Source organism: Lactococcus sp. LG1267, assembly GCF_017309545.1.
GTDB lineage: Bacteria > Bacillota > Bacilli > Lactobacillales > Streptococcaceae > Lactococcus > Lactococcus petauri.
In genome coordinates, this window is the sequence record NZ_CP071295.1 from 186,357 (window position 1) to 210,890 (window position 24,534).

Consider the following 24,534-nt stretch of genomic DNA (forward strand, 5'->3'; position numbering starts at 1 on the left):
TTATAAGCCAAGTAACTCTCTTAAACCATAATGATTGCCAATCAAGCCAAAAGCTGCAAAGATAGACAAACCGATAATTACAAAAAGAACAATAATTTCTACACGAGAAAGTGTCTTACCATTTTCTTTCTTCGCTAAGTAGTAGAAAATAAAACCAATTGCATAGAGAATCGAAGCCATCCAAACATACTGCCAGCCTGAAAGCCATAGCGCTAAAATTTGGAAAGCAAGGGCCACAAAGCCAATAACTATATTTTTTGTATTTTTTTCTTCAAGACCGTGTTTCATCATATATGCACCGACCAAAGCGTAACAGATCATGATACATGCTGTACAGAGGTACACCATTACATTATAAGCATTTGCGACATAAAAAGTAACGATGATGAAAAATTGAACAAAGATTTGTGTAAGCCAAAGAGAATTTGCAGGAGCGTTATGTTTATTTAAGCGCCCAAACCATTCTGGGAGTAATTTTTGATTGGCCAACTGTGTTGTGGATTCTACTGGAAGCATCGTCCATGATATCCAAGCCCCTAAAACGGAAACAACAAGACCACTGGCCATCAATGCGCCTCCAAAGCTACCAAGCATATCTTTTAGCATATAAACCATGCCTGGCGTTTTCATGGCAGCTAATTCTGCTTGATCATAATAGCCGAAAGGTAGGAGTGAAAGCAAGATGTAGATAAAAAGTAAAACGATAAGACCAATGATTGTCGCGCGGCCTGCATCAGATTTTTTCTTGGCACGATCGCCCATCATTGCCGCACCTTCAATCCCGACAAAGACCCAAATCATGACCATAAGAGAGCTTTTAACTTGATCGAGCAAGCCGCCAGCGGTCATTGACCCTTGAGCTTGAACCAAGCCTTGAGTATTTTCTGTAATATTGTTCCAAAAACCTGCAGTGAATACTCCTGCTTTGAACATAAAGATCCCTGTAATCATGAAAACAAAGATTGGGATTAATTTACAAACCAGAACAATGGTATTCACAATCGCTGCAGATTCGACCCCTTTACTCACCATCAAAGCTAAAAGCCAAGAAAGAATAGATACGGACACTACTGCAAAAACGCTTAGACTTCCATTTGCATCTGCAAATTTACCAGGGAAAAAGTAATCCATAGATATCATCATGAGCACGGCAAAGGCAATATTACCTAACCATGTGGACAACCAGTAACCCCACCCAGAAAGAAAACCTACCAAATCGCCAAAGCCTTCTCGCGCATAATCAGAAACCCCTGAAAGTTGTGGTTTGTTAATAATCAGATAGTTTAAGCTCAAGACAAGCGCTAAAAGCCCTAAACCAACGAAGAGCCATGCTATGATTACACCACCTGCAGTAGCTCCATTGGCTAAATCGTTGGAAAGGTTAAATACCCCACCACCAATAGCACTGGAGACAACGATGGAGACAAGGGCTATCAGCCCCATCCCTTTTTTATTTTCCATTTATTTTTCCTATAATTCCATTTTATTTATATTGAAATATTTTCTTAATATAACATTTTTTGCATTTTCATGCAAGTTTCATCTGCTTTCAATCCTGTTTTCTTTATATTTTTACATTTTGAAGCGTTTTCTTACAAAAATAACGAAAAAGCAACCCAAATTAAAAGATTGCTTTTTCCATTTGTATTAATATCCATTTGGATGAGAGCTATGCCATTTCCAAGCATTCTCGATAATATATTCTAAATTATTTTTCACGTGCCAATCCAAGACTTCTCCTGCTTTCGTCGAGTCTGCCACCAACATATCTGGATCGCCAGGACGACGTTCTCCCATTTGTGATGGAATTTCTTTACCGGTAACACGGCGTGCAGTTTCCAAGACCTCAAGGTTAGAGTAGCCTTTTGAAGAGCCAAGATTAAACTGATCCGAAGCACCGCCCGCTTTAAGATATTCTAAGGCTTTGATGTGTGCTTCAATCAAATCTTCCATGTCAATATAGTCACGTACGCATGTACCATCAGGCGTATTGTAATCATCGCCATAGATAGTGATAAACTCACGTTGGCCTAAAGCTGTTTGTAAAATAAGCGGAATCAAATGTGTTTCATTTTTATGTGCTTCACCAATGCTTCCGTCATGTTTAGCACCAGCAACATTGAAGTAGCGCAGTGCTACATAAGTCATATCCGTTGCCTCTGATTGCCACTTCATCATTTTTTCCATGATGAGTTTGCTTTCGCCATAAGGATTGATTGGTTTTTGTGGAGTTTTTTCAGAAATAGGGCTTTCGTCGGGTATTCCAAAAGTTGCAGCCGTACTTGAAAAGACAATATGCTTAATACCAAATTTTTCCATGGTTTCAAGAATAACCTGTGCCCCACCAACATTATTATTAAAATACATCAGGGGTTTTTGCATTGATTCACCCACCAATGAATAGGCACAAAAGTGCATTAAACCTTCGATATCTTTTTCTTTTGTAAAAACATCAGCCAAAAAAGCTTGATCGCGCACATCTCCTTCATAGAAGCGTACATCTGCTGGGACAGCTTCACGATGTCCTGTCACAAGATTGTCTACAACGGCCACATCATAACCACGTGATACTAGAATATCAACAGCATGGCTACCTACATAACCTGCGCCTCCAAGTACTAAGACTGTCATTTATTTATCCTCCATTACTTTGATGTACAAAGTTTTTAAATACTATTTATCAATCACTTACAAGTATAACCTTATTCATTTATAAAATCAATGAAGCGCTTAAACCCGGCATATCCTGCTTTGTCATCTTTAAATACTCCCGCGTCTTGCAATACTCTTGTAAAGACAGCTCCAACTGCTTCACGGACATACTCTGAGACATTTTCTTCAGTAACCCCCCCTTGATTTTTTAACTCTTGTGCCCAAGGTAAGTGCATATCTTTCATATGATGTGGCTTTCCTAAGAGATACTGTTCCACTTCTTGCAGTTCATTTTTCAATCGCGGAGGTAAAACAGCCAAACCCATGACCTCAATCAGGCCAATATTTTCTTTCTTGATATGATGCAGGTCTGCATGAGGATGAAAAATCCCATCAGGATATGTTTCATTAACATTATTGTCTCGCAAGACTAAATCCATCTCGTAAGCCCCCTCACGTTTACGAGCGATTGGCGTAATCGTATGGTGTGGCGTACCATCAGCAGAATGAGCAATGACATCAATGCTTGTATCCGAATACTGTTGCCATTTCTTCAAAATGTAGTCCGCAAGTGTCAAAAGCTGCCCTTTGTCCTCAGAAGACAAACGTAACACACTCATAGGCCAATTCACAATGCCAACTGCTACTTCTGGAAAAGCTTTAAAGGCTACTTGTTCTCTTAACTTAGCTTTAGCCATCGGAAATTCATGACGTCCTGCTTGATAGTGATCATGTGTCAAAATAGAACCCCCAACAATTGGTAAATCAGCATTGGATCCAATCATATAGTGAGGGAACAAATCCAAAAAGTCCAAGAGATTACTAAAAGATCGGCGATTAATTTTCATTGGCTTGTGCAAGTTGTTGAGCACAATTGAGTGTTCATTATAATAAGCATAAGGCGAATACTGAAAGCCCCATTCTTCATCCTGTAATTTTAAACGGATGAGGCGATGATTGCTTCGTGCAGCTTTATTCCCTCCACCATAAAGCCCTTCGTTTTCAATACAGAGCGCACAGGCTGGATAACTAGAATCCTTGACTAATTTAGCTGCAGCGATAGCTTTTGGATCTTTCTCCGGTTTTGAGAGATTGATTGTGATTTCTAAATCGCCATATTTTGAGTGATAATTAAAGGCGATATTTTTTGCGATATCTCTCGTCTTGACCTGATTAATTTCCTGAGTCAGTCCATAAAAATAATCTGTTGCTTTTTTAGGACTCTCTTGATAATTCTTCCAGAACTCACGATTAATTTGACTTGGTGTTGGACTAATAAAGTCCATCAGAGCCGCTTCATAAAATTCTTCTTCTTCTGGCGAAAAAGCTTGATTGTCGCGTGCAAGGATCATGAGCTGATCCATTAAAGTTAGTGCATCATGTTCTTCTTTAACTTGTGGTTCGTCCCAATCGTTCATCCCCAAGAAATGGAGTAATTGATTACGCCAATATATTTTATCAAGCGTTTCAATTCGATGATTTTTTTCTGCTAAATTAATAAATTCTTGAACAGCTTGATATTTTTCCATTTTTACTTTTCCTACTCCACATCCAGTTTTGTTGATCCTGAACCAATTTGGGCGACATAAAAGCTTGCTGGATAGCCAACTACTTTTTCATATTCCGCTCCAACTGCTTCTTCAAAATCTGCGACTTTATCATGAGCGACTAAAGCAATTGCACAACCGCCAAAGCCTGCACCTGTCATACGTGCGCCTAATACACCTGCCTGTTTTTGTGCGGTTTCAGCCAGCGTATCAAGTTCAATCCCAGTCACTTCATAGTCGTCTTTGAGGGAAGCGTGTGAAGCATTAAGTAATTCACCAAACTTCGTCAAATTACCAGCAACAAAAGCTTTTTGTGCTATTTTTGTACGGTTATTTTCATATACGGCATGGCGCGCACGTTTAATCAGAGTTTCATCACCAATCAAGTCTGTATTGGCATCAAATTCCTCATTAGAAAGTTCACCCAGTGATTCAATAGCTAATTTACTTTGCATACGTTTCAATGCTTCACGTGTTTCAGCAAAACGCTCATTATATTTTGATTCTGTTAAAGCACGTGGTTTGTTTGTGTTCATGATGACAATATCATAATCACGTAATTCTACCGGCACCATTTCATACTTAAGAGTATTACAGTCCAATAAAATCGCTTTTTTCACTTCACCAAAACCAATCGCAAACTGGTCTAAAATACCAGAGTTGACACCAATGAATTCATTTTCCGTTTTTTGTCCGAGTTGTACCAACTCCAAGCGTGGGACTTGTAAATTAAACAGGTCGTCTAAAACTACACCGACTAAAAGTTCCAAAGAAGCTGAAGATGATAAACCAGAAGCTGTTGGAATTTCACCATTGATAAGTAGTTCAAAACCTTTATCGATGGTATAGCCTGCACCTTGAAGCATCACTATCATTCCTTTAACGTAATTTGACCAACTGTCATCATCTTTTTCCTTGACCTCTGTTAAATCAAATTCGATAAGACCTGCTTCTGGAAAGTTTTGTGAAAAAAGTCGGATTTTTGTATCTTCACGTAAACGGGCCAAACCTGTTGTCCCAATTGTAATTGAGGCTGGGAAGACGTATCCGCCGTTATAATCAGTATGTTCACCGATCAAGTTAATACGACCTGGCGAAAAGAAGTATTCCACATTTTCTGTATCCCCAAATACTTTTTCAAAACTGTTTGTTAATGCTGTTAAAACTTTACTGTTTTCCACGATTGTTGTCATTTTCTTTTCCTCATTTTTTCTCTTCTTTATGGAGTTTATAAATTGTTTTTGAATAGTATTTCTCACCTGCTTTGAGTGTGATATCACCCAACTCCGGAATTTGTTGACTGCCCGGCGCCACTTGTGTTTCAAAAGTGATTCCGCCATGGTTTACTTCTTTTTTTCCTTGATACACTGCACCAGATTCGCCAAAATTTGCTGAAAAAATAACAATACTTGGACGATCAGTATAAACAGAGATACTTAACTCTTCAAAGCTTAAACGTGCTTGCTCCTTCTCTATGCTTGGCTCATCTAAAAGGAAAGGATGATCAAGGCCATCAACCAAAATCACTTGCTCCATAGTACTTTGAAAGACTTCCGAGAGCCTTTTGCCTGAACGCAAATCTAAGTCTGTACCCGCTAACTCCGCAATATCTCCACGTACTACCTCGCTCTTGTCTAACAAAGGAACAAAACGAGAGGCGCCTAAACGCAAGAAATGGTTGTCTATACTTTGAGCTACATCTCCAGACAAATTAAAGTAAACATGACCTGTAGGGTTAAATACCGTGTCTTTATCAGAAACGGCATCATATTCAATGGACCAAGCGCCATTTTCATCAAAACTGTGAGTTACAGTAACTTGTATCTGTCCTGGATAGCCATTTTCACCATCGTTTGACGTCAAGTAAAATTGAACTTTGGCTTGTTCTGCTTCTTGAAAAACTTCAAACTGCCAGAGTTTACTTTCAAAGGAATCTTGCCCTCCATGTAAGGTTTGCGCAGCTTCATTTTGTTGCAATTGTACGTTCTTGCCTGCTATCTTCACTTGACCGTCTTTGATACGGCCAGCTGTTCGGCCAATTGTGGCACCAGGATAGTTATCTTTTTCGACATATTCTTGTGTAGAATCAAAGCCCAAAACGATTTTCTTACCATTGACTGTCCAATCCACGATTCGGGCACCGTAATTGCTCAATGAGAGCGTATCTCCTGCCTTGTTTGTTAAACAAATCAAATGCGCGCCTAAGCCAAAGTCTTTTGTTGTTATTTCCATAATTCACCTGTCTTTAAATAAGGAGAGCTAGCGTCACCGCTAGTCCTTATCTTTATTTTAATTTATTTTCGAGTTCCGCAACAATTTCTTTATGACGTTTCTCTGTTAATTTTACCTTAAGAAGATAAATCGTGAGTGAGATAATCATCAGAACGGCTGGAAGAGCGAAGGCGTAAAGCTTAAATGTTGTTACCCCGTAAACTTTATGTGGATCAAAAGTTGAACCGGTCATACCAGCTGCAATCGCCACAAACCCAAAGATCCCATTTGAGAAAGCACCGGCAATTTTATCCAGTAACGGACGCATTGCCAAAGTGACTGCTTCATTACGCACACCATTTTTCCATTGACCATATTCTACAGAGTCTGTGATTGTCATCAAAACTGATAAGAACACAAGCTGATAAGGTGTAGTCAGAAAGATAAGACCGAGAATTGTCATTGGCACTGAACTTCCAAAGATAAAGAAAGCATAACCGACAAGCATCGAGAGAATTGCACCTGTCAAAACTTTACGACGGCCAAATTTCTTCGCTAAGACAGGGAACAGTGGTACTAAGACGATAGAACCGATGAAGCCGACAATCCCTGTAATTGAATACAGTGCAGCTTGTCCTAAAACGAAGGTAAACATCAAAATCAAAGTTGCTGTTGTTGCGACATAGGCTAAAGCAAACAAGATATAAGACAATGACAACCACATCAGCTGATCATTTTTCAATAAAGCTTTAAACACATCAATGGTTGTTGTTTTTTGTGATTGTTGACGGATAACAGAATCCTTTTCTTGGGTACCCCAAGCTGTAATTAAGGCTGTTCCACCTGAAACAATCGCAGCAATGACACCAAATGCAAACCAACCTGATGCACCTTGGGCATGGTGCCCCGTCATGAGTTGAGTGAATCCATAGGTAATCGGGATAACGAGAATAGTTGTTCCTTGAGCACCAATAGCTGAACCAAAACGGGCAAATGTTCCGAGTGACTCACGTTCTTCATTCTTTTCAGAGAGCGCAGGAATCATTGACCAAAAGGCAATGTCCTTGAAGGAATAAAAAGCATCCAGAATGACAAAAGAAATGATAAAGACAATAATAAATAAGGTTGTATTTGAACTTTTGGCTAATCCAAAGAAGTCTGAAAACATCAATACAATCATTACAGATGATATTAAACCGCCAGCAACCAACCAAGGTTTAAATTTTCCCCAACGCGTGCGTGTGTTGTCAATAATACTCCCAATAATGGGATCAAAAACAATTTCTACCAATCGAATAATGACGACAAGTGATGTCACAAGGGCAATCATTGCATCTTCATGTTCACTACCTGCAAACATTTGACTCGTAACAAAAGCAATAAAGAACACGCTAATTGCTGCATAATAGGTATCGTGACCCAAAGCACCTAAAGCATACGAAATTCTTTGTTTCATTTTTCCTCCCTCCATCGGGAACCTCCTTTTTCGATTTCCTTACACCGAAATCGCTTACATTAATATGATAGCATTTTCTTATTTGGAAAAGTTTCCCATTGGGTAAAGAAGGCAGGAAATACTTCCTAAAACACCGCTTACAAAACCTAAGAATGTAAGTTGTTGTTCACAACTCGCTTCGCTCCCTGCGTATTATCGTTCTAATTTGCTAAAGCAAAAAGAACGATAATAAAAGCAAAGCTCCTTGGCTTTGCTTATTATTTGTTTTTCATTGTTTTTTATAAATAGAGTAAGCATCAAAGAGGACACGTACTAAAATATACAAGGGCAGTCGACTATGGACATCAAGATCAAAGTAATTAACTTCTAAAGAGCTTTTATAGCCAATTAGGGAGACATCTGCAAGACGTACTAATGGACTTTGCTCCGTTACAGTCAAGGTCAAAATTTTTGCACCATGGATTTTCGCCACTTCGGTTGCTTCAATCAGTTCTAAAGTTTCGCCACTCAAGGACAGATTGATGATTAAGCTGTTCTCTTTGACAAAACTTGCATAATAAGCCATATATTTATAGTCATCATGAAGTGTCACTGGCTTATGGAAAAGTTGAAGCTTCTTCATCATCTCTACAGCAGCATGAGTGGAAAGACCACGCGCAAAGAGAATGATCTCACCAGCTTGGTCAATAGCACGCACGGCTTGTTCGATAGCAGGAGCCGAAATATTATGAATGGTCCGTAGGAGTTCTTCTTCGTTTTTACCAATTGCGGCCAAAACTTCATTTGAAAAACCATTAATATTGGGAAGTGGCTTTTCTTTTATCGAATAGCGAAATTCGGCATAGCCCGAAAAACCTTTTTTCCTCACTGTGCGATTAATCGTTGATAAAGAGCAATGAGCTAATTCTGCCAAATCTGTAATAGAAAGTTGGGGAATTTCATCATAATGCTCTTGAATTACTTGCCATGTATAGGCTTCGGCACTTGATAACTTTTGGTTAACCATGTTTCCTCTCCTAATATTTTAAACGGTCAATTTGACTCCCTGTATACTGACTAATTGCATCAATAGCATGATAATAGCGCCCGAGATAAGCGCGTGTGTCACGCGTCGTTTCTTCATCATCTAAACGTACAACTTTTTCAGCAAGTCCTTGCTCTGCTATCTCCCTTAAAAGTGCTTCGTCATTATCAGATGGAATTAAAAGCACCAGATCCATATCCGGAGATAGAGTATTATCAATAAAGATTATACCTTGATTTCCGGCTGAAGTGATAGCCTGTTCAATATCCTTTGCAAAGGGGGCATTGTTAAAAGTACGTGCTAAACGTCTAGCCAAGGTTGACTTACCACTTTGTCGGCCACCGATTATGCCAACAATTTTAGTAAAATGTCTACGAAAGGCGGGATTTATCTCGTTCCAGTGCAACAATGGATTTTCACGTATGTCTGTTGCGGATATCTTAATGTCTTGCCTATCAGCCATTTCTACCTTATAGGTACGCAAATCTTGCGGAAAACGTGCACTGAGCTCAGTTACATATTCCGGCTCTCCCACATAAAAAGTAATTTCCTGGCTCTGGTAATTTTTTAATAAGTCAAACAAACGTTTAAACCAAGCATCCCATCCTTGTGGCATCGGAGGTAAATCCGTTTCATCTAACATTGCAACCTCAATGTCCTCTTCATCAGCAAAAGCTTCCTGTAAATAGTGATAACGTAGGGTTAAAGGCAAGCCAATCTTATCACCTCGATCATGAGTATAGCCTGATACGACTAAGAGAACCTGATCATTAAGTGCAGCACACTTGTAAATCTGTTGCTGGTGCCCCTTATGAAAAGGAGCAAAAGTACCAAAATAAACGCCTAATCTTATCTTTTCTGTCATTACGCTCCTCTATTTGATCTTTTTAAGCACGCACTGTTTTAGCCGCACCTGATTTTTCGTAAAGATTGATTAAGCCTGCACCTGATTTACGGATCATATCTCCAGGTTGTACAGGCGTTTCCACATCAATATGTAAAAGGGTCATTGGATTTGGTGCACGGTCGATAGATTCTCCTGTTTCTGCCAAACGTAAGTTTTTAATTGTTGTTTCAGAATGACGGAAGCCAGGCCCATAAAATTCAATCGTATCACCTTCTGTAATGACGTTCCGTTGACGAATCGTCGCAACCTTACTGTCTTCATCGTAAGCAACAACTTCGCCAATAAACTTGTATTCTGGAATTTTACGACGTGCACCAAAAAGTTGTTTATTTTCATCAGGAATACCATAATAAAAGCCTGTATCCAATTCACGTTGCGCCACTTTCCAAAGTTCATCAACCAAATCTGGCTTAATAGCCTCAAACTTTTCCGGACTTTCTAGATAAGCATCAATGGCCGCTTTGTAAACATTTGAAACTGTTGAAACGTAGTGAATAGATTTCATACGTCCTTCAATTTTCAAGGAATTTACACCATTTTTGATCATATCAGGAATATGTTCAATCATGCTCATATCAACTGCAGACATTGAAAATTCTTCGGGAATTTCACCTTTGATTGATTTGCGCTCACTACCAAAAGGCATATCATAAAGGTCATATTTCCAACGGCATGATTGTGAACAGCCACCTCGATTGGCATCACGCATGCTCATATAGTTTGAAAGTACACAGCGTCCACTATAAGAAATACACATAGCACCATGGACAAAGGCTTCAATTTCCACAGATGTATGTTTTCGGATTTCTGCTAATTCTTCCATAGAAACTTCACGGGCTAAGACGACACGTTCCAATCCTAAACCTTGCCAGAATTCTAAAGTTTCGTAATTCGTTGCTGAAGACTGCGTAGAGAGATGAATTGGTAAACCTGGTGCTTCGGCTGCACAAATTGCTATCAATGCAGGATCCGAAACGATTACTGCAGAAATTCCTAAATCACGCAGTGTACGGAACCATTCGCCTGCACCTTCCTCATTCCCTTCGTGTGTGACCATATTGGCCGCAACATATACCTTAGCATTGTGGGCTGAAGCATATTCTACGCCTTCACGCATCTCATCAAAGGTAAAGTTACCTGCGCGTGATCGCAAACCGTAGGCTTGTCCACCGATATATACAGCATCTGCGCCATAATCAATCGCTACTTTGAGTTTTTCCAGTGTGCCTGCAGGTGAAAGTACCTCAGGTCTTGTATAATTTTCTTGCATTTTTTCTCCTATTTTCAAGATAAGATTTTTGATAAGGTCTGCCGACCAAAACTTCTTAATAATAAACTATGGTTTTAATAAAACCTTGCCAATATTTTTTCCAGACTCTAAATACTGATGAGCTGCCTTGCCTTCAGATAAAGGGAAGACAGTTGCTTCAGCTGTTTCAACTTCTCCTCTTTCAAAGTAAGCAAAGAGACGCTGACTTCGGCGTTCCCTTTCAGAAAAGCTGGTCAAAAAATCCCATAAGTCACCCGTTAGGATATTTTTGGATTGAGACATCATCTTCACGAGATCAATTTGTGGTGGATTGCCTCCCGCCATACCAAAGAAAATCAGGCTTCCTCTGTTCCTCAAAAGCTCTAAATTTTTATTCACAGTACTGCCCACACCATCATAAACCGTATCAAATTTAATAGACAACGCTTGTCGCCACTCATCCGTTCGGCTTGGATAGACTTGACACACTCCACGAGAAAGGGCCAAAGCTTGTTTTTCTGCATTTGATGCCGTACCATATACTTCCATACCATCTGCCACAAGAATTTGAGACAAGATCTGCCCGACACCACCGCTAATTCCTGTAACAAATACTTTGTCCCCTATTTGATTTTTCCCTAAATCATGCGCTAAGAAATCTGCAGTCAAACCTTGAAGACCAATACTGGCGGCTAACTTTAAATCAATATTATCAGGCAAATAAATCAGCTTTTCTTTAGGCACAGCAACATATTCAGCATTAGCAAAGGGAACATCGACAAAAAGAACTTTTCTTCCTTTCTGCTTCCCTTCGACAATTTCACCAGAACCTTCGTATCCATTAATATAAGGATGGTGTTCCTCGATATGATAGCCTCCTCGGCGGCGATAAATATCTGCAAAATTGAGACCAATATATGCCGTTTTGACTAAAACTTCATCTTCTAGCACTTGTGGCAAGGGAACTTTGCCATATTTAAGGACATCACTATCCCCAAATTCTTCAAAATACAAAGCTTTCATCATTTAATTTTACCTGGGTCTAAGTCATAGAAACCATGTGATAAAGTACGCCCTGCTGGATGAAGTTTACGCACTTCTTCTTCAAGCTGAAAGGCCTTATCTGCAGTGAAATTTCCTGCTTCAATGGCCTTTTTCGCTTCTACAAACAACTTCGTAATGGCAACAAAATCCGCACCGCGTGTAAAGATACCGTCCAGTTTCCAATGGTCAAAGCCCATTTTTACCAGTTCCGAGAGCTCGCTCATCATATTAAGATCATCGTTAGCAAAAATGTGTGTACCATGATTGTCTTCAAAGATACTATAGTGGGTATCTTCCTTTTTGGGTTCCGAAACAAAAAGATTACGTTCACGATCTTTTCCTGTCTCTTCTGTCTTAATAAAATTGTAGTAATTTTGCACTAAAGGACGTTTACTTTGATGAATAACAGTTGCTCCATAAACCAATACCTCGCCGGGTACATCTAAGTTTCCCGTCATGGCTTCAAGTTCCGGTTTGGGAAGCTCCCGTGCTAACACAGCTTCGACAGCACCTTGGCCCGCCCAGAAGTTGATTTGGCGGCTTGAAGTCACCATGGTAGAAGCATCATAAGTAAAAGGCAAGTCATATTTGTCTCTTTGAAGCACGAAGATAACTCCCGCATCTCCTACGGCTATGCGATCTACTTGAATATCTTGCAAGAAGTCTAAGTAGGGTTTTATTTTAGCCATCATATCAACGTGCATCAATGCATTTACAGCAACAGTCACTGTTTTTCCTGCTTCATGTGCAAGAGCTGTAATCTCACGAATTTCATCGTAGCTAAGCGCTGTGGGTAAGCGTAACCCAAACTCGGCTTCACCAATATAAAGGTTGTCAGTTCCAGCAGCAAGTAGAGCCTTGGCTTGCTCCACACTTTCTGCGGTAGTAGTAATTTTAATCATAGACTAAATTATATCACTATTTATCGCTCTTGACACGTCAGATTTTCATTTTATTTTATTTTCCGATTAACAAAAAAGTAATATAAGACATGAAATTGTATTGCAAACATTTACATAATTTGTTATGATGTAGTATAGAGCTTAATTATCAGGAAAACTTAGGAAAAAAACTATGGAATTAAAAAATTTAAACGATTTCTATGAGAAGCAAGAATACTATTCATATGATGAGCTACATGAACAAGAAAGCCATCTTACCAAACGTGTGCACGAGCTGACTTTCTTTCTTAATGTCGCAAGCTTTTCAGTCATCATGGCAATGATGGTCTATATTTTTATTACAATGACAAGCAGTTTAGTTGCTGTTCCAGCTGCTCTTGTTGTTGGTTTTATCGTTTTCCTTGTTTGTAAAAAAGGAATCAAAAAGATTGTACACCTCCTCATGAAATAATAAATTTTATGTTCTAACAGAAAAAACCTCAAGAAGAGGTTTTTTATTTTTGCCCTATTAAAACTTGCACATGAATAGTTGCCTGGGTGGGGGGATTTTTTCTTGCTGCTTCTTTTATCTTAGAGGATACCGCCCATTCTAAAGGACTCATTTCCAGAAAATCTAAACGAAGGGCCTCAGGAATCTCAAAACTATAATGAAGTTCTTTTTCCACGGCATTAGGATATTCCTGCTCAAAGCGTTGAATAACCTCTGTATTGTCATAGTTAACTGGAAAGCCATATACTTTACGCAACTCTTGAAGATAATATCGATCTGGTACAATCTTGATGATATTCCCCCCTGACTGTAACACTCGATTAAACTCTTTATAGTTTGAAGGTGTAAAAATATTTAAGACACTCGAAATAGAAGCATCAGCAAAAGGTAGTCTTGTCAAATCTGCCAAACTTAGAAAAGCTGAAAAAGGCAAATCAGTCGCCATTTCAATACCATCTTTTGCAATATCAAAGCCAAATTTGTTCCCTTGGTAAGACAACAACTCCAAAAACTTGCCTTCACCTGTGCCCACATCCAACAAATTTCCAGGTAAAAGGGCTTTTTCAATTTCCTTAAGTACAGGTGTGTACATGCCAGCAGCTATTAAGCGACGTCTGGGTTCAAACATCTTCTTTGTATAATGTTCCGTATCTGCTTTTGTTTGTAAAAAGTTAACATACCCTTTTTTATTTAAATTGAAGGTATGCTTATTCTCACAACGCAGTGCATAAGGCTCCAAAGAAAAGGAAGCGCGGCATAAAGGACAGCTGAGACTTTCAAGATTTTTTTCTAAATAAACATAGGCTTTTTCAATTTTTTTTAACATAAACCTATTATATCATTTCATCAGATGCTTTAACTTTTCTGGATCCAAGTAATCCCATAAAGCGTAGGAATCACAAATATCCAAGAAAATATTTTTTCTATTTATGCAGTATTTTATATCAAATCGCATGCCTCGTTTGCTATACACTAGCTTTTTATTCATTAAAAACAGCAAAGCTACTTTTTTTGTTATAATAAAGAAAAAGTCAGAAAAGGAAATAAAGAAGCCAATGATTATTCGTGAACTTTGTGTTGAAAATTTTACTGAAATTCCTCAAGCAATTGCTGCAGGAGTCGAGCGTATTGAACTTTGTGATAACCTTGCTGTGGGTGGAACAACACCAAGCTATGGTGTCATTCAGCAAGCCGCTGAATTTATCAGAGACCAAAAGACAACTTTAGCTGTTATCATCCGCCCACGTGGAGGCAATTTTGTCTATAATTCTTATGAATTAAAAATCATGGAAAATGATATTCTCAAAGCTATCGAAGCTGGTGCACAAAATCTCGTTTTAGGCGCTCTAACAGAAGACAATCAAATTGACGTTGAAGCCCTTGAAACACTTATGGTGGCTTCTCAAGGTCTTCCTGTGACCTTCCACATGGCCTTTGATGAGATTGAGGACCAGCATGCTGCCATCGATACATTGGTCGAAGCTGGCGTCGAAAAAATTCTTATGCATGGAGACAGTCTCGACAAGCCACTCAATACCGAAAAAATTGCAGATCTTGTTAAATATGCGAAAGGAAGAATTGCTATTATTATTGGTGGTGGTGTAACTGTTGATAACTATGAAGAATACGCAAACTTAACAGGTACAAACTTTGTCCATGGAACAAAAATTATTGCAAAATAAAAAAACAGCTTAAGCTGTTTTTTTATTTTCACTTCAAACGCATTTTTATATAAAATTTCACTAACAAGAAATTCACCAGTAAAAGTACAATCAGATAAAGGCGTGGTTGCAGAAAGACTAAACCGAAAATGACTTCTACGACTGTCGCGAAAAGCATTATACGTGAGAGGACATTTTTAATTGCTGCAAATTTTGATGATTGACGGAGTGGATAAATTCGCGTCAACACTTGGTAATCAAAAGAATCTTGGAGGGCAAAAAGTTGAAAAAGCAACAAATAATTAAAGACCGATGCCAAAATAACCGCAAGAATCGGGTTACCAATAAAAATTAAAGAAAGTACACTAAGAGCAATCAAACGCAACGTCAGCGAGAGATAGTCTCCGGAGCGCAAAAAAGCACGACTAAAGAGATATTCATAGGTTCGCAGCGTTTTCGGTAAGAGAAAATCTAAATATTTGCGACGACGGCTTTGTGTTTTCAGTCCTTTAACATTGGTAAAAAGGGCAAAAAAGCGTAATGTATTCGTTTTGCGGTTTTCTTCGTAAGCAATAAGTCTCTCCCAAGAAATAATTCCATTGGGCATGAGTTGACGTAAGCGAAGGCCTAAACCAGCTGCTTTTAACAAAACTAAAAGAATAAACCATAGCAAAAGATAGAAGAAAGACCATTTTAAAAGAGGCGCCACAATTCCGACTAAAACAAGACTAATAAGCGCAGGGAAAAGAAGCGAACGCAAGCAAGACAGAAGTAAATGTTTGCGCACTGCTTTCTCTTGCGGTAAGAGAAACACCTTATCCGCAGGTTCCACGAAGCTGGCTAATCTTCCGAAAATCTGGCTTAGAATGGTGATTAAAAGAACTAAACCAACTTTTCCAGCAGTATTTAAACTGTGAGCTTGTAAAAATTGAGCATACTGTACGGCTAAAGCGCCCAATAAAATCATCAAAAAGAGAACAAAATGATCATTAAACACATAACGCAAATATTTGAGATTTTGCCGATAGTATACTTTGCGGCGTTCTTCAAATAAGCTATTCATGAGCATTTACACCTTTCGTCAATTCTAAATAAATTTCATCAAGGCTGGCATCTTCCTTGCCAAATTTGGCACGCAAATCTTCCATCGTTCCCGCAATCAATACCTTACCTTCATGAAGGATGACAAATTTGTCACAGAATTTCTCTGCTGTTGAGAGAATATGTGTACTCATCAAAATCGAAGCACCAGCATCACGCATAGAAAGCATAAGTGTGATTAAATCTTGAATCGCTAAAGGATCTAATCCTAGAAAGGGTTCATCAATAATGTAAAGACTTGGATCCGTCAAAAAGGCGCAAATAATCATTACTTTTTGCTTCATTCCTTTAGAAAAATTGACCGGGAACCAGTCTAACTTATCTTCCAAACGGAAGGTTTTTAGGAGTTCTTCTGCCCGAGGCATTGCTTCTTCTCCAGGAACTCCATAAGCTAAAGCTGTAAGCTCAATGTGCTCACGCAAAGTTAGTTCCTCATAAAGACTTGGTGTTTCTGGAATAAAGCCAATCTTTTTACGATAACCTTCAAGATCTTCTTGGAGCGTAATTCCATCCAATTCGATCTGACCTGAGTAAGGCGTGAGCAGTCCCATAATTTCCTGAATAGTTGTTGATTTACCCGCACCATTAAGACCAATAAGTCCAACCAGTTCTCCATCCGCTATCTCAAAGCTTACATCTTCAAGAACCGGATTACCAAAGTAGCCTCCAGTCACGTTATTTATTTTTAGAGCCACATTAATATCTCCATTTCTAATCAAATTTAGTATAAGTTAATTTTATCATATCCCAACTTCTTTTGCTTTCCTCTAATGTTATCTCTTTTTCTTAATTTTTCTACTAAAAAAATGAGGGACTATGTAGAAAAGTCCCTTATCATTCATGCACTTGATTTGTTGCTGATTTTCTCAAAATCTTTTTGGAAAACTTCCCGTAGTTCTAAAGCTCCGATTTCGGATAATATTTTTAAAGCACGTGCAGTCAGTTTTTTACCCGTAATTTGGTTTTCAAACGCGTATATCCAACATCCCTTTACAAAAAGGGAGGATATTCGAACATAGGTGTCAAAGACTATCGTTAATCCTTCAAACGCTTTGAGAAATCGTTCTGAATCATCTCTGTAGCCGTGACGTATCATTACAAGTGTCGCTCGGAGAACAACACGAATAAGCAGATTTCTAAATTCTGTTATTTCTTTCAAGTAATGTTCGTTTTGGGAAAGCATTTGCCCTACAAGATCTTGCAATAACCTGGGATCAATCTCCTCTAAGGTATTTACTAAAATATAAAGTTCATAACTATGCCAAATATGATAGCTTTTTAATCTCGTTTCAATATAAGAAACTTCCACTGGAGATAAATGGCTATAACAAGCTTTAGCAGAAAGTGCAATAACTTTATTTTCTTCTAAATCATATTCAATATTGTCTAAATAGACTTGCTCTAATAAAGAGAAATTCTTGTTAAAATAAGCTTGCTCTATTTTCTTAAACTGATTTAACCAATAATCTTCTTCATCATTATTGAGCATCAGCATATAAGATCTGAACGTTATATGCATTTCCTGCAAGGCAAGATCTAGTTTATCAAATGAAATCAGTGTTTTTCCATTTTCAAAGGAAGATATAGTTGACTTTGATAAACCAATGCGCTCAAAATCACGCAAAGAAAGTTTATGTTGGACACGTAATTTTTTAAAGATTTCCCCGTATTTTTTGTAAATCATAAAACTCATTCCCCTAAAGTTAAATAACTAAAAGTTTTATTCATACATCTCCCTTAAAGATTCAGCAACTCGTCTACTTGTTTTATCAAAAAGTCGGGATGCTGGCCTGCTAATTCAGCAGCATCATGTGCACCCCAAGTTACAGCACATGTCTGTACCCCTGCGGCTTTCCCCATCTGTATATCGAAAATGGCATCACCAATCATTACGGTCTGATGCGTGCTCAAGCCGTATTGTTTTACTATGTAGAGTACACCATCTGGTGCAGGTTTATAATTTTCTACTTGATCTGAACCAATCACACCTTCAAAATAAGAAGCAATCTCAAGAAATTCTAAATTTCTTTTTAAAGCTGTAGAGTGCTTACTTGAGACCACATAAAGCTTTTTACCGGAATGGCGCAGGTTTTGAAGCACTTCTTTTATTTGAGGAAAAAGTGTAAGATTTTCTTGCTCATATGCCTTATAGTATTTTCGAAAGGCACTTAACAACTCATCAAATTCTTCTTCCTTAAATGTATGCCCCACAGCCATTTTCTTAAAAGACTTTTCAATCGGAATACCTGTATAGTAGTTAATTGTCTCGTTTGAGGGAATACTTAAGTTAAACTGCTGAAAAGCAGATTGTGTTGCCAATATACCCGTACTCCCCGAATTTGCTAATGTCCCATCGAAGTCAAAAATATACGCATCCATATTAAATTTCTCCTTATTTATAATTTATTAAAAATTATTATAACATAGATTTGATTTTTTTAATGTTTTTAATCTATTTATCTTTTTATGGTTGAAAATGGTAGGATGCTTTACTTATATTTGTTTATTTTTCGCACAAAGACTATTACTCCTCCTATTAAAAATAAGAGAATAACACCAATGATGGTCAAAAATTTTCCATTATCTTCTCCTGTCGCCGGAAGATTAGCTTGATACGTTTGATTTTTCGCGTACAAGTATTTTACTTCTTGTTTGGTAGAGGTAAATACACCTTTTGGATTTCCCTGCACGCCTTTTATACTATAACCTGGGAGCTCTTTTGGTGTCGAAACATATTCTTCACCAATGTTCCCTGTAAGAACTGTATCTTCTGCTATTTTTTTACCATCATCGCCTGTGTATTTTACAGTTACTGTTTCACCTTTTACTGGTAATTTAGTATAAACATAAGTGATGGTTTGCGCCTGATCTGTAAAGGTTCCTGTGGGATTCCCTTGTACTTCTTTAAAGGTATAACCTTCAATTTCTTTTTGCTCTGATATATAAGGATCTCCGACTTTTCCAGTCAGTTTCTCGTCAGTTGAAAGTTTCTTACCTGTTTCGTCAACATACTGAACTGTAACATCTCCATTTACTGCAGCAGGAATCTTAGTATAAACATAAGTGATGGTTTGCGCCTGATCTGTAAAGATTCCTGTGGGATTCCCTTGTACTTCTTTAGGCTCTATAATTTAAAGGACTGATGAATCAAATTTTGATTCATCAGTCCTTTTTTAGTTTATTTAAATATAAAACATGTCGTCTATCTAGTAAAATTTAAGTACGACCAAAAATCTAAGATAGAAAGGACGACATGTCTTGAATAATCATATCAAAAAAATGCTACGAATTACAGATGAACATTTAGATTTAACAAATACGGAGGAATATAAAATTAAAGGGAAGAACACTTTAGTTATCTTTGGAGTCTATTCTCCCATGCCTTCGGCTTGTAGGAACTGTGGTTCAACTATTGTTGATAATGAAGGGAAAAGTGTAGTTGTTAGAAATGGAAAAAAGGAAGTAACTATTCAGTTAGATTCTTATCAAAATATGCCCACTATTTTAAAACTGAAGAAACAACGATTCCATTGTAAAAGCTGTTCGCACAATTGGACGGCACAGTGTTCTATTGTTGAAAAAAACTGTCATATCAGTAAATTTATTACTTTGAAAATTTTAGAATTATTAACTGAGAAAATCTCTATGACATTTATAGCTAAACAATGCCACGTTTCATTAACTACAGTTTTAAGAGTTCTTAAGTCAGTTGAATCACAACTCCCGCAACAACTTAAACCACGGAGTTTTCCAGAAGTTTTAATGGTAGATGAGTTTAGATCTCACGCTAGTTATGAAGATAAAATGAGCTTCATATGTGCTGATGGAGAAACAGGTGAATTAGTAGATATTTTACCTAGTAGGAAATTAGATAAAATAATCCCTTACTTCAATCGCTCTCCGTTGGAGGAAAGGGAAAAAGTTAAATTTTTAGTAACAGATATGAATGCTGCTTACTTTCAATTAACTAAAAATGTCTTTCCTACTGCTAAATTAATCATTGATAGGTTCCATATTGTGAAGCATTTGAACACCGCTTTTAATGATTTTAGAGTCCGAGAAATGAAGAGATTAATTACCAATAAGAAAAAGTCAAAAGCAAATAAATTAAAATCAAACTGGAAATTACTTCTAAAAAATCAAACAAATATTTCCATTTCAGAGTTCAAAACTTGGAGAAGTTTTCCTTCTCCAAAGTACCATCTTTTAACGGAATCTATGGTGATTGATCGACTACTCTCATTTTCTTCTGAACTAAAAGAAGCTTATGACATTTTCCATTTATTAATGTATCACTTTAGAAACAAAGATGACCGTTCCTTTTTCGAACTATTGAAAAATCTACCTGATAGCTTGGATACACAATTTAGAGATAAAATAGAAAATCTGATTTCCTATGAAGAAGGTATTAGAAACGCTCTTAAATATAATTTTTCCAATGGAAAAATTGAAGCTAAGAACACTCATATAAAAACACTTAAAAGAGTTTCCTATGGATTCAACTCATTTACAAATATGCGTATAAGAATTTTCTTGATAAACGGCCTTATTAAAATTAAATAACTAAAAAAGATGATAAATCTGAGAGTAATCTCAAGTTTATCATCTTATATATCCGACTCATCAGTCCGATTTGACAAAGAGCCCTTCTTTAAAGGTATAACCCTCAATTTCTTTTTGCTCGGAAGTGTAAGGTTGACCAATGTTTCCCTTGAGTGTAATATTATCTATGAGCTTATTTCCCAATTCGTCAACATATTTGATAAGTACATCACCAGCAAGATCACCTGTTCCTCCTCCACCTTGTCCATGATAAGTTGCAGTGGAAACTGCACTATCAATTAGAGTTGTCCCATCATAGGAAAAAGCTTGATTAGGGTATTTATTATTCAGAGGATTAGATTTTAATTTTGTCTGATAATGTATGACCACTGAATTGGGTTCGGTGAGAGATGCTTCTGTGTCACCATGGAGATGTCCAAGATTTAAGGAGGTGGATTGACTCCCATCTGCATTAGGATTAAAAACCAAATCCGTTGACTCTGTTTTAATAACAGTGTTTTTATAGTTTCTATAATGTATACTGGTCGAACCCGGTATATAGTCCTGCGTGTTGCTCATCGTATCAGCAAAATTCGCATCGGAAATTTCATAACCACCATTGTTTATGGTAATAGTCCAAGTCACTATATCATTTGCTTCATAGTGCAACGTTTTAGCAATTGCACTGTTCCCTGACCCTTCACCTGAGCTACTTTTTGAAAAATTAACGTGAATACTATTATTTAAATTATTTTTTGTCGGAAAGGCTAAATCATTCCCCGCATCATAATTTAAAGTATTTTTATTAAAGCCAGACCAAAAGTTAAAAAATAATGTACGATTAGATAAATTGTTGATAACAGGCGCAAAAACAATATTAAGCATATTATTTTGGATAGTCACTGAACCTAACAATGTACCATCTTCTTTAGTCAGCAAAATTGGAGCAGTTCCTGTATACTTTGATTCCTGTGGTAATGGCATTGAGTACGTTTGCGCCGTATCAATGACTGTACCGTTTGGAATACTAAGCGTGTAGGTAGCGTTGACCAAAGAAGCATCGCTTATTTTATTTGAGGTTATTGGACCATTGTTATTACTTAGAACAACTTGATCTACAAATTGTATTGCACTTGGAGACGTTGTTTCAGCACTCACCAATGGGGTAAGATTCAAAATGCTCCCCAACATGAGGATGAAAAGCAATAATTGGTTTGTAATTTTTTTCATGACTTTACCTCCTATTTTGTTTTTCTTACCATGATAATACCAATTTTAAACATTAAAAACTATTTATTTGTCTTAACGCTTTCTAAAAAATTTTCTAAACAAGTTACACTAAGCAAAAACAGAAGAATTTGTTATAATTTACTTATAACAAAGTAGTGCTCAACTTTTGAGACTCTACAAATGGACAGGGAGATTTCTTATGGATAATTGTATTTTTTGTAAAATAATTGCGGGTGAAATTCCAAGTACGAAAATCTACGAAGACGATAACTTGGTAGCCTTTCTTGATATCACACAGACCACAAAAGGGCATACTTTAGTTGTACCTAAAACACATACACGAAATTTATTAGCAATGGCACCCGAGCAAGCCTCTCAGCTTTTCTCTAAAATTCCAGAAATCGCCAATAAACTTGTGGATTCTCTAGGCGCCAAGGGGATGAATATCCTGCAAAACAACGAGGAAATAGCTGGACAAACCGTCTTCCACACTCACGTACACCTTATTCCACGTTATGCTGAAGATGATGGTTTCTCTGCTGCTTTCACAGCACATACTTATGATCTTAATGCAATTGCGGAGGAAATCTTATGAAAGAATTCATCAATGACGTCTCAGAAATCTTTTCACGGTTAAGTAAAGAAATAGATGAGGTCAAAGCGAACTTAGAAAATGTAAAAATTGAAGCAAAAAAGGCTGAGCTTACCGGACAAGAAATTCAAAGAAAAGTGAACGAATTTCAAACCCTTGCTCAACCTAAAGTTGATAAAATCAATGAAATTTTAGAAAAACTTTCAGAAAAAAGTAGTGAAGGATGATTCACTACTTTTTATTTGGATTAATATAAAATTGACTGCCCCAAAAAATTCCTAAAATTTGGGAGATAATAAATGATCCAGCGATAATTAAAATTTCAGTCACATCGCTATCATATTGGATATATGTGAAAAAATAACGAGAATTATAAAAGGTAAAAAGGAAAAACACCAAGAAAATATCAATAATGAGTAAATAGGGCCAAGCACAAGTTCCATCAAGTTTCACCAAGTAAAAAGTCGTAAAAAGTAACAACAATGAAATTATTTGTAAACTTATTAAGGGAAATTCAAATACTGTTCCGATATATATAGTTATCCAAACAGCTGCTATAAAGCCTATTAATAGAGTCATTCGTTTCATATTACTATTGTAACATGAAAAAGCATGTTTCTCTAATCCAAATTACAAAAATTACATATTAGTTTCTAAGATATGCAAAAAAAACTCCCTGAGGAGCTTTTTTAATTTTCAACTTAGAAGCTTGTTGTATCAACTTTAACACCAGCACCCATAGTTGTAGTAACTGAAAGGTTTGTGATGTAAGTACCTTTAGCTGTAGCTGGTTTAGCAGCAACAACTACGGCATTGATAGCTTTGAAGTTTTCGATAAGTTTTTCGTTGTCGAATGAAACTTTACCGATTGGTACGTGGATGTTACCCGCTTTATCAGCACGGTAGTTAACTTTACCAGCTTTTGATTCTTCAATAGCTTTAGTTACGTCCATTGTTACAGTACCAGTTTTAGGGTTTGGCATGAGGTTACGTGGGCCAAGGACACGTCCAAGACGACCTACAACAGCCATCATGTCAGGTGTTGCGATTACAACGTCAAAGTCCAACCAACCACCGTTGATTTTAGTTACGAGTTCATCAGCACCAACGAAGTCTGCACCAGCTGCTTCTGCTTCTTTAGCTTTTTCGCCACGAGCGAAAACAAGAACACGAGCAGTTTTACCAGTACCGTTTGGCAATACCATTGCACCACGGATTTGTTGGTCAGATTTTTTAGTATCGATGTTAAGATTGTATGCAACTTCTACAGATGCATCAAATTTTGCGATTGAAGCTTCTTTAGCGAGTGCTACTGCTTCTTCAACGCTGTAAAGTTTAGTTGCGTCTACTTTTTCGATAGCAGCGCGCATTGATTTGCTTTTTTTAGCCATTTCTATATTTCTCCTTGTGGTAATATCGGTTGTCTGTTATTATAACAGCCTTCCACTTGTGTGGAAAATGAGCGATGATTAATTAAAAATTAACCTTCTACTACAAATCCCATAGATTTCGCAGTACCTTCGATCATTGACATTGCTGCTTCAAGTGAACCAGCGTTAAGGTCAGCCATCTTAGTGTTTGCAATTTCTTCAACTTGTGCTTTTGTTACAGTTGCAACTTTAACTTTATTAGGTTCACCTGAACCTTTTTCAACTTTAGCTGCTTTTTTCAAAAGAACTGCTGCTGGAGGAGTTTTTGTAATGAATGTAAATGATTTATCTTCATATACTGAGATTACAACTGGGATGAGCATACCAGCTTGGTCAGCTGTACGCGCGTTGAATTCTTTAGTGAATCCCATGATGTTGATACCTGCTTGACCCAAAGCTGGACCAACTGGTGGAGCTGGTGTTGCTTTACCGGCAGGAATTTGCAATTTAACGAGTTTTTCTACTTGTTTAGCCACGATAAATTTCTCCTTATAAT

26 protein-coding genes are annotated in these 24,534 nt (G+C 37.4%); 5 read left to right on the forward strand and 21 right to left on the reverse strand.

What is annotated here, in order from left to right; all coding sequences use genetic code 11:
• The 11 genes from J0J33_RS00930 to J0J33_RS00980 form a co-directional block, all read right to left on the reverse strand.
• Positions 1-1,461: a basic amino acid/polyamine antiporter gene (locus tag J0J33_RS00930; RefSeq protein WP_206887993.1), complete on the reverse strand. Its 1,461-nt coding sequence runs from the start codon at positions 1,459-1,461 to the stop codon at positions 1-3.
• 186 nt (positions 1,462-1,647) lie between these two features.
• Entirely contained in the window at positions 1,648-2,631 is a 984-nt protein-coding gene (gene galE, locus J0J33_RS00935; protein WP_117516966.1) for a UDP-glucose 4-epimerase GalE, read from the reverse strand.
• A 71-nt stretch (positions 2,632-2,702) separates the two neighbouring features.
• On the reverse strand, positions 2,703-4,181 hold the full coding sequence (gene galT / locus J0J33_RS00940) for a UDP-glucose--hexose-1-phosphate uridylyltransferase (RefSeq protein WP_206887995.1): 1,479 nt from the start codon (positions 4,179-4,181) through the stop codon (positions 2,703-2,705).
• Positions 4,182-4,192: 11 nt separating this feature from the next.
• Positions 4,193-5,392 carry a galactokinase gene (locus J0J33_RS00945; RefSeq protein WP_086582997.1) on the reverse strand — a complete coding sequence of 400 codons (1,200 nt, stop codon included), beginning with the start codon at positions 5,390-5,392 and terminating at the stop codon, positions 4,193-4,195.
• Positions 5,393-5,402: 10 nt separating this feature from the next.
• A complete protein-coding gene (locus J0J33_RS00950; protein WP_206887998.1) occupies positions 5,403-6,431 on the reverse strand; it encodes a galactose-1-epimerase in 1,029 nt (342 codons plus the stop codon).
• A gap of 52 nt (positions 6,432-6,483) precedes the next feature.
• A complete protein-coding gene (locus J0J33_RS00955) occupies positions 6,484-7,881 on the reverse strand; it encodes a glycoside-pentoside-hexuronide (GPH):cation symporter (RefSeq protein ID WP_019292216.1) in 1,398 nt (465 codons plus the stop codon).
• Positions 7,882-8,134: 253 nt separating this feature from the next.
• Positions 8,135-8,872, reverse strand: coding sequence for a MurR/RpiR family transcriptional regulator (locus J0J33_RS00960; RefSeq protein WP_206888000.1), 738 nt, complete (start codon positions 8,870-8,872; stop codon positions 8,135-8,137).
• A gap of 10 nt (positions 8,873-8,882) precedes the next feature.
• Positions 8,883-9,755, reverse strand: a complete 873-nt coding sequence (locus J0J33_RS00965; protein ID WP_206888002.1) for an adenylyltransferase/cytidyltransferase family protein — start codon at positions 9,753-9,755, stop codon at positions 8,883-8,885.
• Between the two features lie 22 nt (positions 9,756-9,777).
• Positions 9,778-11,067 carry a U32 family peptidase gene (locus J0J33_RS00970; protein WP_003133356.1) on the reverse strand — a complete coding sequence of 430 codons (1,290 nt, stop codon included), beginning with the start codon at positions 11,065-11,067 and terminating at the stop codon, positions 9,778-9,780.
• A 66-nt stretch (positions 11,068-11,133) separates the two neighbouring features.
• Positions 11,134-12,072 (reverse strand): zinc-binding dehydrogenase, encoded by a 939-nt coding sequence (locus J0J33_RS00975; RefSeq protein WP_206888004.1) that lies wholly within the window; start codon positions 12,070-12,072, stop codon positions 11,134-11,136.
• Positions 12,069-12,992, reverse strand: a complete 924-nt coding sequence (locus J0J33_RS00980; RefSeq protein WP_019294185.1) for a peptidase U32 family protein — start codon at positions 12,990-12,992, stop codon at positions 12,069-12,071. Before J0J33_RS00980 ends, J0J33_RS00975 begins: the two co-directional genes overlap by 4 nt.
• Before the next feature lie 172 nt (positions 12,993-13,164).
• On the opposite strand from J0J33_RS00980, the gene J0J33_RS00985 reads away from it, so the two are divergent.
• Positions 13,165-13,443: a DUF3270 domain-containing protein gene (locus J0J33_RS00985; RefSeq protein WP_019294186.1), complete on the forward strand. Its 279-nt coding sequence runs from the start codon at positions 13,165-13,167 to the stop codon at positions 13,441-13,443.
• Between the two features lie 43 nt (positions 13,444-13,486).
• On the opposite strand, the gene J0J33_RS00990 is transcribed toward J0J33_RS00985, so the two are convergent.
• Positions 13,487-14,308, reverse strand: a complete 822-nt coding sequence (locus tag J0J33_RS00990; protein WP_165720174.1) for a putative RNA methyltransferase — start codon at positions 14,306-14,308, stop codon at positions 13,487-13,489.
• A 229-nt stretch (positions 14,309-14,537) separates the two neighbouring features.
• Between J0J33_RS00990 and J0J33_RS00995 the strand changes: the two genes are divergently transcribed.
• Positions 14,538-15,164, forward strand: a complete 627-nt coding sequence (locus J0J33_RS00995) for a copper homeostasis protein CutC (protein WP_206888006.1) — start codon at positions 14,538-14,540, stop codon at positions 15,162-15,164.
• Positions 15,165-15,192: 28 nt separating this feature from the next.
• Here the strand turns inward: J0J33_RS00995 and J0J33_RS01000 are convergent, their stop codons facing one another.
• From J0J33_RS01000 to J0J33_RS10865, 5 genes are all read right to left on the reverse strand, one after another.
• Positions 15,193-16,206, reverse strand: coding sequence for an ABC transporter permease (locus J0J33_RS01000; protein WP_206888008.1), 1,014 nt, complete (start codon positions 16,204-16,206; stop codon positions 15,193-15,195).
• Complete coding sequence (locus J0J33_RS01005) at positions 16,199-16,939, reverse strand: ABC transporter ATP-binding protein (protein WP_285123689.1); 741 nt, start codon at positions 16,937-16,939, stop codon at positions 16,199-16,201. Before J0J33_RS01005 ends, J0J33_RS01000 begins: the two co-directional genes overlap by 8 nt.
• Positions 16,940-17,082: 143 nt before the next feature.
• Positions 17,083-17,928, reverse strand: coding sequence for an Rgg/GadR/MutR family transcriptional regulator (locus J0J33_RS01010; RefSeq protein WP_206921745.1), 846 nt, complete (start codon positions 17,926-17,928; stop codon positions 17,083-17,085).
• Positions 17,929-17,981: 53 nt separating this feature from the next.
• On the reverse strand, positions 17,982-18,623 hold the full coding sequence (locus J0J33_RS01015) for an HAD family hydrolase (RefSeq protein ID WP_206888010.1): 642 nt from the start codon (positions 18,621-18,623) through the stop codon (positions 17,982-17,984).
• 110 nt (positions 18,624-18,733) lie between these two features.
• Positions 18,734-19,375: a MucBP domain-containing protein gene (locus J0J33_RS10865; RefSeq protein WP_371815447.1), complete on the reverse strand. Its 642-nt coding sequence runs from the start codon at positions 19,373-19,375 to the stop codon at positions 18,734-18,736.
• Between the two features lie 127 nt (positions 19,376-19,502).
• Here J0J33_RS10865 and J0J33_RS01030 point away from each other — a divergent pair, with 127 nt between their 5' ends.
• On the forward strand, positions 19,503-20,807 hold the full coding sequence (locus J0J33_RS01030) for an ISL3 family transposase (protein ID WP_089202021.1): 1,305 nt from the start codon (positions 19,503-19,505) through the stop codon (positions 20,805-20,807).
• A gap of 60 nt (positions 20,808-20,867) precedes the next feature.
• On the opposite strand, the gene J0J33_RS01035 is transcribed toward J0J33_RS01030, so the two are convergent.
• Positions 20,868-22,016, reverse strand: coding sequence for a MucBP domain-containing protein (locus J0J33_RS01035; protein WP_242526933.1), 1,149 nt, complete (start codon positions 22,014-22,016; stop codon positions 20,868-20,870).
• Positions 22,017-22,215: 199 nt separating this feature from the next.
• Here J0J33_RS01035 and J0J33_RS01040 point away from each other — a divergent pair, with 199 nt between their 5' ends.
• Both J0J33_RS01040 and J0J33_RS01045 read left to right on the forward strand, forming a co-directional pair.
• Positions 22,216-22,611 (forward strand): HIT family protein, encoded by a 396-nt coding sequence (locus J0J33_RS01040; protein WP_019294226.1) that lies wholly within the window; start codon positions 22,216-22,218, stop codon positions 22,609-22,611.
• Positions 22,608-22,835 (forward strand): hypothetical protein, encoded by a 228-nt coding sequence (locus J0J33_RS01045; protein WP_019292230.1) that lies wholly within the window; start codon positions 22,608-22,610, stop codon positions 22,833-22,835. Before J0J33_RS01040 ends, J0J33_RS01045 begins: the two co-directional genes overlap by 4 nt.
• 4 nt (positions 22,836-22,839) lie before the next feature.
• Here the strand turns inward: J0J33_RS01045 and J0J33_RS01050 are convergent, their stop codons facing one another.
• The 3 genes from J0J33_RS01050 to rplK form a co-directional block, all read right to left on the reverse strand.
• A complete protein-coding gene (locus tag J0J33_RS01050) occupies positions 22,840-23,196 on the reverse strand; it encodes a hypothetical protein (protein ID WP_019292231.1) in 357 nt (118 codons plus the stop codon).
• A 113-nt stretch (positions 23,197-23,309) separates the two neighbouring features.
• Positions 23,310-23,999, reverse strand: a complete 690-nt coding sequence (gene rplA / locus J0J33_RS01055) for a 50S ribosomal protein L1 (protein WP_003133341.1) — start codon at positions 23,997-23,999, stop codon at positions 23,310-23,312.
• 89 nt (positions 24,000-24,088) lie between these two features.
• Positions 24,089-24,514, reverse strand: coding sequence for a 50S ribosomal protein L11 (gene rplK / locus J0J33_RS01060; RefSeq protein ID WP_003133340.1), 426 nt, complete (start codon positions 24,512-24,514; stop codon positions 24,089-24,091).
• Positions 24,515-24,534 lie beyond the last annotated feature (20 nt).